The sequence below is a fragment of the Paenibacillus sp. sgz302115 genome (genome assembly GCF_056120445.1).
Genome location: NZ_JBVYOK010000001.1, coordinates 848,388 through 859,970 on the forward strand (window position 1 = coordinate 848,388; position 11,583 = coordinate 859,970).

8 protein-coding genes are annotated in these 11,583 nt (G+C 53.3%); 2 read left to right on the plus strand and 6 right to left on the minus strand.

The features are described 5' to 3' along the window. Positions 1–7 precede the first annotated feature (7 nt). The 6 genes from AC0LWN_RS03895 to mutS form a co-directional block, all read right to left on the minus strand. Positions 8–2,641: a transglycosylase domain-containing protein gene (locus AC0LWN_RS03895; protein WP_474663288.1), complete on the minus strand. Its 2,634-nt coding sequence runs from the start codon at positions 2,639–2,641 to the stop codon at positions 8–10. Positions 2,642–2,780: 139 nt separating this feature from the next. Then, a complete protein-coding gene (hfq, locus tag AC0LWN_RS03900; RefSeq protein WP_019910673.1) occupies positions 2,781–3,020 on the minus strand; it encodes an RNA chaperone Hfq in 240 nt (79 codons plus the stop codon). A gap of 19 nt (positions 3,021–3,039) precedes the next feature. Next, positions 3,040–4,020 carry a tRNA (adenosine(37)-N6)-dimethylallyltransferase MiaA gene (gene miaA / locus AC0LWN_RS03905; protein ID WP_474663289.1) on the minus strand — a complete coding sequence of 327 codons (981 nt, stop codon included), beginning with the start codon at positions 4,018–4,020 and terminating at the stop codon, positions 3,040–3,042. After that, positions 4,010–4,789, minus strand: a complete 780-nt coding sequence (locus AC0LWN_RS03910; RefSeq protein WP_474663290.1) for a class I SAM-dependent methyltransferase — start codon at positions 4,787–4,789, stop codon at positions 4,010–4,012. The genes miaA and AC0LWN_RS03910 overlap by 11 nt, the downstream gene beginning before the upstream one ends. 42 nt (positions 4,790–4,831) lie before the next feature. Continuing rightward, entirely contained in the window at positions 4,832–6,961 is a 2,130-nt protein-coding gene (gene mutL / locus AC0LWN_RS03915) for a DNA mismatch repair endonuclease MutL (protein ID WP_474663291.1), read from the minus strand. A 306-nt stretch (positions 6,962–7,267) separates the two neighbouring features. Further along, complete coding sequence (gene mutS, locus AC0LWN_RS03920) at positions 7,268–10,153, minus strand: DNA mismatch repair protein MutS (RefSeq protein WP_474663292.1); 2,886 nt, start codon at positions 10,151–10,153, stop codon at positions 7,268–7,270. Positions 10,154–10,425: 272 nt separating this feature from the next. Here mutS and AC0LWN_RS03925 point away from each other — a divergent pair, with 272 nt between their 5' ends. Both AC0LWN_RS03925 and AC0LWN_RS03930 read left to right on the plus strand, forming a co-directional pair. Further along, a complete protein-coding gene (locus tag AC0LWN_RS03925) occupies positions 10,426–11,223 on the plus strand; it encodes a GNAT family N-acetyltransferase (RefSeq protein WP_474663293.1) in 798 nt (265 codons plus the stop codon). A gap of 79 nt (positions 11,224–11,302) precedes the next feature. Further along, on the plus strand, positions 11,303–11,515 hold the full coding sequence (locus tag AC0LWN_RS03930) for a hypothetical protein (RefSeq protein WP_474663294.1): 213 nt from the start codon (positions 11,303–11,305) through the stop codon (positions 11,513–11,515). The last annotated feature ends 68 nt before the right edge of the window (positions 11,516–11,583 follow it).

Here is an 11,583-nt window from a genome sequence, read left to right on the forward strand (position 1 = left end):
TTTAAATCTATTGAGGTGCATTGCCTTGATCTGCCATGCCGGCAGCCGGATCTGCGCTGGCGGCCCCGCCGTTCTCTGTGCCGCCTGCGCCAGTGGTCACAGCCGGAACATCCGTAGTTACGGGTGTATCTGAAGGCGGTGGTGGCGTAGCTTCCGGTGTATTTACCGGACCGCCGCCACTATTGCCTCCCTGGTTGCCATTACCATTGCCATTACCGTTATTGCCACCGTTCCCTTGACCATTCCCGTTGCCGTTGTTGTCACCAGGATTTCCGTTACCGTTGCCGTTCCCTTGACCGTTATCCCCGCCGTTTCCGGTTGAATCTGTCGGAAGATTCGGATCAATCGTCGGTTCCGATGTCGGCTGCTCGTCTTGGACTTCGACGGTAACCGTAGCTGAAGGTTCGCTTTCGACATCCAGATCAGGATAGTAAGCCGTCACATAGTATTCGTAGTTCAGTCCAGGCATTGCGCTGATATCGCCAACACTGGTCGAAGTCGTGTTAAGCACCGGACTGAATTTAGACTCGGACGTTTCTTTGCGGTAGATTCTGTATTCAACACCTGCGGTCGGCACAGCCGCCCAGCTTAGGTTGACTGTCATTGTCGATGGATCATAAGCTGCATTCAGCCCACTAACAGGCTGTACTGTGTCCGCAGTAGGTGATGGAGACGGCTGGCTTATTCCCTCCGGCTGCGGGAAGGCCTTGGACGGAACACCCTTCAGCGCTTCCTCCATCACCTTGCCCCAGAACGCCGCCGCAAGCGGACTGCTGTTCTTGAGCAAATGGGTTCTGCTTGGCTTGTCATACCCCATCCAGACCGCAGCGGTCCACTCAGGCGTGTATCCGACAAACCATACATCCCGGTTAGAGCTGATGCCTTCGTACCCGCTTTGTGTAGTACCCGTCTTACCGGCTACAGGACGATCGATTTTCGCTTTTTTACCTGTACCGTCTTGTACAACCTTCTGCATCATTTCTGTCATTTGGTAAGCCGTGTTCTCGGTCATAACCCGTTTCGGGGTTGTATTGGCCTTGTAGACGGTGTCGCCGTCGCTGTTGGTAATTGATTTAATTGAATAGGCTTCCCGCAGCTCACCGCCGTTGGCAAAGGCACTGTAGGCCTGCGCCATCTCCAGCGTGTTCGTACCTTCGCTCATGCCTCCGAGCGCAAGCGAGAGGTTTTTGTCCTCATCCTTGAGGTTAATCCCCAGATTCTTGGCGAACTGGAAGCCGGTATTCACACCGATTTCGTTCAGCAGCCACACGGCTGGTATATTCTCCGACTTTGTCAGGGCATCGCCCATGCTGATCGTCTTCGAATAACCGTGCAGATTGTTCGGGCAATATTTGCCGAAGCACTGCTTTTCATTGCTGAGCAGCGAGCTGCTTGTGAACTTGCCCGACTCCAGCGCAGGCGCATAAGCAACCAGCGGCTTAAATGAGGAGCCTGGCGAGCGGCGGCTGCCGTCTACACGGCTGTAGCCTTTTTTCTCATAATTACGTCCGCCAAGAAGCGCTACAATGCTGCCGTTCTCCTGATTGATGATCGTCATCGAGCCTTGCACCAGCTGATCATCGACGCTTTTCTCAAAGTTGGAGCTGTCCGCAAATGCATCTTCCACCGTTTCCTGGGCATGTTTGTCCATGGTCGTGTAGATTTTGTACCCGCCGATATTGAGATCATCCTCGGACAATCCGAACTTTTCTTCAGCCTCACCGACAGCATAATCAATGAATGCCTGGTAACGCTGTTTGCTTTCCGGCGGTTTATAGTTGTAGTCAACCACCTTGGCTTCGTCCATCTGATCCTTGGTAATGTACCCTTGCTCATACATCAGCTGGAGCACCACACCACGCCGTTCCTTGGACAGCTCAGGATTGCGCAGCGGATTGTAACGGGAAGGTCCCTTAGGCATAGCCGCCAGCGTGGCAATCTGCCAAACCTTTAGATCATTCAGATTGCTTACTCCAAAGTAACGGATGGATGCCGCCTTGATGCCGTAAATCGTGCCGCCGAAGTTGATGCGGTTGAGATACTTGGTAATGATATCTTCTTTGGTGTACTTGTTCTCCAGCGCCACTGCGATTGAAACCTCTGTGGCCTTACGGAAAAAAGTCTTATCCCGGGTCAGGAATATATTCTTCGCGAGCTGCTGAGTGATCGTACTCCCGCCCTCAACCATGCTGCGCGCCGCGATATCCTTCACCGCCGCACGGCCGATTGACCAAAGATCCACACCGCTGTGTTCGAAGAACCGTCTATCCTCGGTGGCAACAAAGGCGTCAACAAGCAGCTTGGGAATCGCCTCATACTCCACCGGCTCGCTTTTCTCCAGCGCCAGCTCCCCGATCAAATTCGCATTCCGGTCATAAATCTTCGTAGTCTCGTTTACCGTTAGCTTGTCAATGTTCGCATCCAGCAGCTTCTGACCGTTCACCATGATGAACAGATAACCGCCCAGCGCGCAAAAAATTGCCAGCGCCGTAGCAAAAAACAATGTCCACAGCACACGCTTTTTCGTTAGAAAACTTTTCTTTTTCTTCGGCGGTTTACCCTTTGAACTGGAACTGGAACTGGATACATTTGAACTACTGTTTCTATTACGATTCGTCCTGGATATTTCGTCTCTGGACATGGTACCTCCTGACTCCCTCTCGGAAAAATCCTGTAGTTGAGTGCACGAATGAAAAGAACAACCCTCACAGGTTGCTCTCTCGCACTCTCTATTCAAACGATTTATAAACAAAAAGGTTTCGCTCTAAGACTGTAAAAACTTATTCTTCGCTTCCGCTGTCCTGCATGAGCGATACGCTGCGCTGCGGTGTAAACGTGGAAATTGCATGCTTGTACACCATTTGCTGGCGGCCGTCGCTGTCAATGACAATCGTGAAGTTATCGAAGGCTTTGATGATTCCACGGATTTGAAAGCCGTTGGTCAGATATACTGTGGCAGGGATATTTTCTTTACGCAACTGGTTCAAGAACGTATCTTGGATGTTAATGGACTTGTTCATATGACGTACCCCCAATGGTTCAATTAGATTGTTCAGAAGTATATTCAAGACCGGAGAGAAACTTTCCTGCTATTATAGCACGGATTTTGGCAAAATTCTCTGAAAAGTTTTGGCTCTCGTTGACGTCGATCCACTGAATATCCTTCATGTGGCGAAACCATGACAACTGTCTCTTGGCGAATCGGCGGGTATCGCGCTTTAAAAGAGTCACAGCCTCGTCCAGCGTCATTTCGCCCGCGAGGTAGGCGGCAATTTCCTTGTAGCCCAGTCCCTGCATGGACACAAGGCTTCTGCTGTAGCCGCGTTGCAGCAGTCCTTCCACCTCGGCGACGAGTCCGTCCGCCAGCATCTGATCAATTCGGTCTTCAATACGTTTATATAGTATTTTCCGGTCCATTGTCAAACCTATGAGGCACAGCTCGTAAGGAGATTCCTTTTTTTGCCCTTCGTGCGACTCGGAAAGCGTGACCTTGGTCTGATGCTGTATCTCCAGCGCCCGGATGATTCTGCGGCGGTCATTGGGGTGCAGTCTGGCTGCGCTTGCCGGATCTACTGCAGCCAGCCGGGCATGCAGCGCCTCTGCCCCATGTGTCTCCGCATATGCATCCATCTCACTGCGGAAAGCTTCATCCGCCACCGCTTCCGAGAAGCGGAAGCCATAGCACAGCGACTCAATATACAGGCCAGTCCCGCCTACGATAAATGGAAGCTTTCCTCTCACGCTGATCTCTTCAATCAGCTTGACGCCCTGCTCCTGAAATTCAGCAGCCGAATAGGACTCCTGCGGATCATGGATATCAATCAGATGATGGGGTATACCCTGCATTTCCGCAGGCGTTATCTTGGCTGTGCCGATATCCATGCCCCGGTAGACCTGCATCGAATCCCCGGAGATAATCTCGGCATTGTATGCCTGTGCCAGCTCAAGGCTAAGCCTGGTTTTGCCGACCGCAGTCGGGCCAAGCAGCACCAGAACCCTGCGTTTAGTCTCAGTTGTCAATGAATATCACCCCGTACGATATTTTGGCGCTGCCCCGCAGCAGTTCGGAGAAGCCAAGCCGGGAGAATTCTCCGCTCAAGGCTTTTTCTTTTAAAAGAACAGTTTTGCGCGCTACTCTGGCTGCCTCCGCAACACTCTCCGGCGACAAAGCCGCCGCATTGGCGAAATGGCGCAGCGGGGAAATCGCTGATGAATCCGTCAGCGGCACACGGAACATAGGGTCAAAATAGACGATGTCCACACTCTTGTCCGGCTGAGCCCGCAAGTAGACCAGATGATCACTGTGTACAACGCGCACACGGCGCAGCGCCTCGTTCACCTTCTCTTGTCCTGAGATATAATGGCTCATTCCTTCAAGGAGGAGCGCATACAGCGGCAAAGAGCTTTCCAGTGCAGTGACCGTTGAATTCTCGCCCCCATGCATGGCAAACAGCATTGAATCGCTGCCGAGGCCTGCCGTGCAATCCAGCACGCTGTCACCTGGCACCATTCCGGCAGCCTCAAGCATAGGGTCAAGCTCGCCCCGGATAAGCCTTTTAGCCCGGACAAAGCCCATGCTGGGATGGAACTCCATCGGCGGCATGTCTGGTGTAATCAACCGTACTGCCTCTTGCAGCACCACCAGAATCTCTCCGTCTCCATATTGCTCCAACAGCTTGGTCATGGAAAATCTGCCTCTAGGCGCGTATTTAGTGCCGGTTCGCTCTGCAAGGCTCCGGGCCCGCAGTACAATTTCCGGTATCGGGTCAAAACCCGTTGTTATAATCATGTTGCCTCCGATCTTGCCCACTTCAAATTTACGGTGTTGCTATTACATGACGCGTTTGAACAGCTTCTCCAGATCATAAGCGGAGAAAGAAACTACAATCGGCCGTCCGTGAGGGCAGGTGTACGGCTGACGGCACGCGGCCAGCCTGGACAGGAGCGACTCCACTTCATGTTCGGTCAGCTTCTGATTGGCCTTGATGGAAGCCTTACAGGAGCAGAGAATCGAAGATTTCTCGCGCAGCTTCGCCAGGTCAATCGACCGCTCGCTCAGCACCCATTCCGCCATCTCCTCGATGACCGCCTTTTCATCCCCTTCCGGGAACCAGTAAGGCAGGGAACGGACCAGAAAGGTCTGGCCGCCAAAGTGCTCAAGATACACACCCGCCTGCTGGAACCAATGCAGCCGTTCGCTAAGCTGACGGCTCTCCGAAGGGGTAAACTCCAGGGTAATCGGCAGGAGCAGCTCCTGGGAAGCATCCTCGGGACGTCCGAATTTCTCATAATAATATTCGTAATTAATCCGTTCATGCGCAGCATGCTGATCAATGAGATACAGTCCGCTATCATTCTGGGCGATGATATAAGTACCGTGATGCTGACCGATATAATTCAGCTCCGGGAATTGCGGAAGGGCCGCCTCTTCACTGCCGGGAGGCGCATACAGCTCCTCCGTAGACGGCATCTGGCCCCGCGCAGCGTTGAAGGAAGCGGGCGGGCGGTAGCTGCTAGCGGTATAGCCTTCCCGGGTGCTGCCAGCGCTGCTGTCCTGCGGGCGCCAGCCTGCTTGCGGAGCGCTCCCGCCATAGGTCGCAGCTGTTTCCCGCGCTTGGATAGTTCCAGGCGGTGAAACCGCACTGGCGTTATTGGCATACTGCCCGGCACCTCCTGCAAAGAGCGGCGCATCGCTACCGCTCTGCCGGCCACTGGATGGCTGTACCGGCAGGCCGCTGCGCGGTCCTTCTGAACGGGGCTGCTCCATGCCAGGGTCTCCGGCAAGCGGGAGGCCGCTGCCGGATGCAGGTGCCATTCCGCTGCGGAGAGCAGCGGATTCCCGGCCGTTCCAAGAGTCAGACCCCTCCTGAGGAGGCGGTGGAACCGCTCCTTTTGGAAATGCAAACTGCTCCTGTATAAAAGAGTTGCTACCCTTGCCACCGATCATTTCTTTGCCTGGACGGGGAATCAGGCTTTGCCCAAGCAGAACCTTGCGGATTTCCTGCTCTACAAAAGCATACAGCTCAGCCTCCTTGCTGAAGCGGACCTCCAGCTTCGCCGGATGCACATTGACATCGACCAGCGACGGATGCATATCAAGCTGCAGCACCAGCAGCGGGTAGCGGTTAATCGGCAGCAGCGTGTGGTAGGCGCGCATGATAGCCGCGTTCAGCCCGTTGCTGCGGATGTAGCGCCCGCCTACAATCGTAGTGATTGCATTACGGTTCGAGCGGGTCCACTCCGGCCGGCTGACGTAACCGGATATCCGGTAATCCGGGTCCTCTGCAGTTATTGGCAGCATTGCCTTGGCCGCTGAGGTTCCATAAACGGCAGCAATAACCTGCAGCAGATCACCGTTGCCGAGTGAATGCAGCAGCTGATTGCCGTTATGATGGAGCGTAAAGGAGATTGACGGATGCGCCAGCGCCATCCGGTACATCGCATCTGAGATATGCCCCAGCTCAGTCTGAATGCTTTTCATATATTTCAGCCTTGCCGGTGTGTTGTAAAATAATTCCCGTACCGCAAGATCACTTCCCTTGCCGGAAGGCTCATCTTCATTCCTTATCAGCTTACCGCCCTCAATATCAAGGCCTCTGCCTTTGCCGTCATCATTATTAGCGGTAAGGAGCGACACTTTGGAGACGGCGGCAATACTGGGCAAAGCCTCTCCCCGGAAACCAAGGCTCGTAATTTGAAATAAATCACGCCCATTCGTCAGCTTGCTGGTAGCATGGCGGTAAAAAGCCGTCTCACAATCCTCGGGATCAATCCCGGAGCCGTTGTCCTTGACCCGGATGCTCTGGAGCCCCCCCTCCTCCACCGATACTTCAATGCGGGTGCTCCCGGCGTCGATAGCATTCTCCACAAGCTCCTTCACGACGGAAGCGGGCCGCTCCACTACTTCCCCTGCGGCAATCTGGTTGGCAATATGCTCGTCCAGCACATGAATTTTGGCCATGTTCATTTCACCTCGTAATTAAGCTGTTATAGATCTGTTGCATTATTGAATGCGTACCCGATTACTGTACTTGCTGCAGTTAAAAAGGGACGTAAACCCTTGTTATTAGTGATAATTGCATACTGTACAGCTAAAAACAGCGAAAAGTCTTCTTTTACAGCATGTCTGTCAGTTTAGTTGCACAGAATGCAGATAAATGGAATTTAGCGCGAAAATAGGACTTTTTAGTTGTATGAAATACAGCTAGAGCTTAAATGAACCTCCGTAATCCAAAGACTCGCTTTTTCAAAAGTTAGTCAGAAGCTCCTAAAGCTCCTTGGCCTTCAGCTTCAGCTCGTTGAGCAAGCCCATCGCCTGCAGCGGAGTCATGTTCATCAGGTCAGCGCCTTGAACGGCGGAGATCAGCTCTTTAACAAGCGGATTCTCTTTTGCCGCCGGTGCTGCAAGCGCGCCTTTACGGTTTTTGCGCGGCTCTTCCTCGCCAAAGATCGAGAGCTGTACAACCTCATTGTCCTCTTCCACTGAAGAAGAATCAAGAGAGGCAGCCGCTTCGGCAACAGCCGATGCTGCGGGCGCAGCCGTCTCAAAGACGGAAACCTGTGGCAAACTGCCGGCGGAGGATACCCCTATATTGCTTACAGATGCTGCAGTCATCGTGTGACTGCCTGGTGTTGAGCTGCCTGTGGACTGCTCACCCAGCCCCAACTGAGGCTGAAGCGGCAATGCCGGGTTTTCTTTGATCACTGACTCTGCAGGACTATCATAACCAGTGCCGTAGTTAAGTGCTGCAGCCTTCGGAGCGGCCGCCTGCTCAATACTCTGGAGCAATCCATACGCACGGTCAATGATGCCTTCAGGCAGACCCGCAAGCCTCGCGCAGTAAATCCCGTAGCTGCTGTCCGCCGCTCCCGGCACCAGCTTGCGCAGGAAATTTACTTTGTCGCCGCTTTCTTGAACAGCCATCGAATAATTGCGCAGTCCAGTGAGACTTTGCTCCAAATGAGCCAGCTCATGAAAATGCGTCGAGACCAGGGCTTTGCAGGCAATGGTATCATGCACGTATTCGATCACGGCTTGGGCGATAGCCATCCCTTCACTTGTTGAAGTCCCCCGGCCCAGTTCGTCGATGATGATCAGACTGCGCGCTGTTGCTTTTTCGGTCATGACCTGGATATCGGCCATTTCCACCATGAACGTGCTCTGTCCGCCGATAAGATCATCCGCCGCTCCGATCCGCGTAAAGATCCGGTCAATCAGCGGAACCTCCGCGCTCCCCGCAGGGACGAAGCAGCCGATCTGGGCCAGAATACAAATCAGGGCAACCTGGCGCATATAGGTGCTCTTACCCGCCATGTTCGGGCCGGTAATCAGCAGGATATTGCCTTCATCCTTGCTGAGTGTGCTGCCGTTCGCAATGAACGCCGCATCCTTCAGCACCGCCTCCACTACCGGATGACGTCCTCCCTCCAGCCGCAAATCGTAGCCTTCGGAGAGCTTCGGCTTCACGAAACGGTGCTCAGCGCTGACAGCCGCGAGGCACTGGTACACATCAACTTCCGCCACCTTCTCGGCCAGCGCCTGCAGGCGGGGAATTTGCGCACTGATCCGGTCGCGCAGTTGAATAAATAAGCTGTATTCCAGATCGGTCATTTTATCCTGGGCTTCAAGGATCAGAGCTTCCTTCTCCTTCAGCTCCGGTGTAACAAAGCGCTCAGCGTTCGCCAGCGTCTGCTTGCGTTCATATCTTCCTTCCGGCAGAGCTGACAAATTGGAGCGGGTAATTTCAATATAATAGCCGAAGATTTTGTTGTAGCCGATCTTCAGCGACTTAATGCCTGTTGCCTGCCGTTCCTTCGCTTCCAGCTCCGCAATCCAGCGTTTGCCGCTGCTGCTGGCCTCACGCAGCTCATCCAGACGCTCGTGATAGCCCGCACGGATAATTCCGCCGTCACGCACGGACACAGGCGCATCCTCAACAATTGCATGGTCGATATCCTCGCGCAGCTCCGCGCAATCATCCATGCTGGCCCCAATCTCCCGCAGCGTAGCTGAGCCAGAAGTCAGACACATTTCCTTCAGCGCCGGAATCTGGGCAAGCGACAGCTTCAACGCATTCATGTCACGTCCGTTGGCACTGCCATAGGCAATACGCCCGACCAGCCGTTCCAGATCGTAAATCTCCTTCAGCGCCCCGCGCAGATCCTCGCGTACGATGAACTGGTTGTACAAATAATCAACAGCCTCTAGCCGCCGCTCAATCGGCGCACGCTGAAGCAGCGGTTTGTCGATTCGGCGCCGCAGGAGCCGCCCGCCCATCGAGGTTTCGGTGCGGTCGAGCAGCCAGAGCAGCGAGCCTTTTTTGGAACGCTCACGCACAGTCTCGGTCAGCTCCAGATTCCGGCGGGTAAACGGATCGAGAATCATATAGTTGCCAGGCTCGTATGGGGAAATCTGGCTGAGCTGTCCCAGGGAACGGCGCTGGGTCTCGTTCAAATAAGAAATCAGCAGCGCAAGGCAGTGCCCGCGTTCCTTCTCCAGCCGCACCCAGGCCGCTTCGCCAAACTGACGGCGGGCCAGCTCTTCTTCACTTTTTTCCCAAGGAGTATAGACTACAGGCTTCGCCAGAAGCGATGCCTCTGCCTGCAGCATGTCCAAAAGCGCCGCATCCCCGATAATCTCAGCCGGCTCGTAAATGCCAATCTCATCCCGAAGCCACTCAGCGCCTGAAAGAACAGAGGTTACATACAGCTCACCCGTGGTCAAATCACAAGCAGCCAGTGCCATCATCCCGTCTTCCTCAGTCACGCAAACGAGGTAGTTGTTGTTTTTATCACTGATGATCTTGCCGTCCATAACTGTACCCGGAGTGACCACGCGAACAATATCGCGCCGGACCATGCCCTTGGTGACTGCCGGATCATCGAGCTGTTCGCAGATCGCGACTTTATAACCTTTTTCGATCAGGCGCTGTATGTACCCTTCGGCAGCATGGTAAGGCACACCGCACATCGGAATGCGCTCCTCCACTCCGCCCTCGCGGCCTGTTAATGTAATCTCAAGCTCCTTGGAGGCCAGAATTGCATCCTCGAAGAACATTTCGTAAAAATCGCCCAAGCGGAAGAAAAGGAAAGCGTCCTTTGCTCCTTCCTTTACTTTTAAATATTGCTGTATCATCGGCGTATAATTTGCCATCTTTTACCTCCATACCTGCTTCATACTGTCCTCTATTATAACAGAAATTTGCAAGTCAAAGTCACCCCGTGAGTCCTCAGAAAATTTTGAAGAGCATCAATCCCGGATAAATGCGATGGGAATCATTGCGGGCTCGGGTGCAGGTAAATGCAGGGAACATATCAACGGAGGAAATCCGCAGGCTGAAAGAAAGACGTGCTTTTCATTCCATATGCTGTAAAATAAAAAGCAGACATTATTTGATACTAGAGATACTTAGGGAGGCAGCAACAATGATTCGTAAACTGAGCGAGGCAGACAGAGAGCCGCTGATGGCGCTGCTGCGAAAGGACCCGGCTATCAATTTGTTCATTATCGGGGATATCGAAAATTTTGGATTTGAGCAGGATTTTATGGAGCTGTGGGGTGAACTGGATGATGCGGACGGGCAGCTTAAAGCAGTTCTTCTGCGCTTCTATGGAAGCTATTTGCCGTATGCCGATGGTCCCTATGATGCGGCAGGGTTTGCTGAACTGATCCGGGCAGGCGGGAAAAGCGAGATGATCTCCGGCTCGGCACAGGTGGTGCGGGCATTAACTGAACAACTGAGCTTCAGGACGGAAAAACAATTGCTGTTCGCCGAGCTCACGGAGATAAATGAGGAAATCCGCACAGCGGCAGCTTCTTCGGGGATTATTAAAAAGGCAACGATACACGATGTGGACGCTATTTGTTCGCTTACAGATCAAATCGAAGAATTTCTAAGCAGCCGGAATGATTCGCGGAAAAGTCTGCTGAAGACGCTGGACAGCGGCACCGGCCGAACCTATTTCATGGAGCAGGACGGCAAAGTGATCGTTACGGCATCCACCACTGCGGAAAATTCGATGTCAGCGATGGTCGTCGCTGTAGCCACGCATCCGGATTACAGGGGTAAAGGCTTGGCCAAACACGTCGTAACCCGGCTATGCGCCGATTTGCTTGCGGAAGGCAGATCATTATGCCTTTTCTATGACAATCCCAAGGCAGCTATGATTTACAAAAAGCTCGGCTTTAAGGATATCGGTTTCTGGTCGATGTATTATTTGTAATATGGAACTTAGGAGTTACATAGTGAAAAGTTAAGCCGCCTGATACGATGCTGCCTGCAGCAATCGTGCAGGGCGGCTTTTGGTGCGGGCTGAATGTCAGGGCTTCAAGAACGGCGTTTTTGCTGTTATTTCTGCCGAACCCCGCCGCCACGGGCCTAACAACGGCATTTTTGCTGTTATTTTTGCCCAGCCCGACCGCTACGGGCCTAACAACGGCGTTTTTGCTGTTATTTCTGCCCAGCCCGACCGCCATGGCCCCAACAACTGCATTATTGCTGCTATTTCTGCCTAATCCTACTGCCACGGCCCCAGCAACGGCATTTTTGCTGTTATTTGTACACCCCCAACCGCCTCAGCTCC

Excerpts from the sequence above, each read along its gene's own strand:
- AC0LWN_RS03895 (WP_474663288.1), bottom strand. The coding sequence starts at position 2,641 with ATGTCCAGAGACGAAATATCCAGGACGAATCGTAATAGAAACAGTAGT.
- hfq (WP_019910673.1), bottom strand. The coding sequence starts at position 3,020 with ATGAACAAGTCCATTAACATCCAAGATACGTTCTTGAACCAGTTGCGT.
- AC0LWN_RS03910 (WP_474663290.1), bottom strand. The coding sequence starts at position 4,789 with ATGATTATAACAACGGGTTTTGACCCGATACCGGAAATTGTACTGCGG.
- mutL (WP_474663291.1), bottom strand. The coding sequence starts at position 6,961 with ATGGCCAAAATTCATGTGCTGGACGAGCATATTGCCAACCAGATTGCC.
- mutS (WP_474663292.1), bottom strand. The coding sequence starts at position 10,153 with ATGGCAAATTATACGCCGATGATACAGCAATATTTAAAAGTAAAGGAA.
- AC0LWN_RS03925 (WP_474663293.1), top strand. The coding sequence starts at position 10,426 with ATGATTCGTAAACTGAGCGAGGCAGACAGAGAGCCGCTGATGGCGCTG.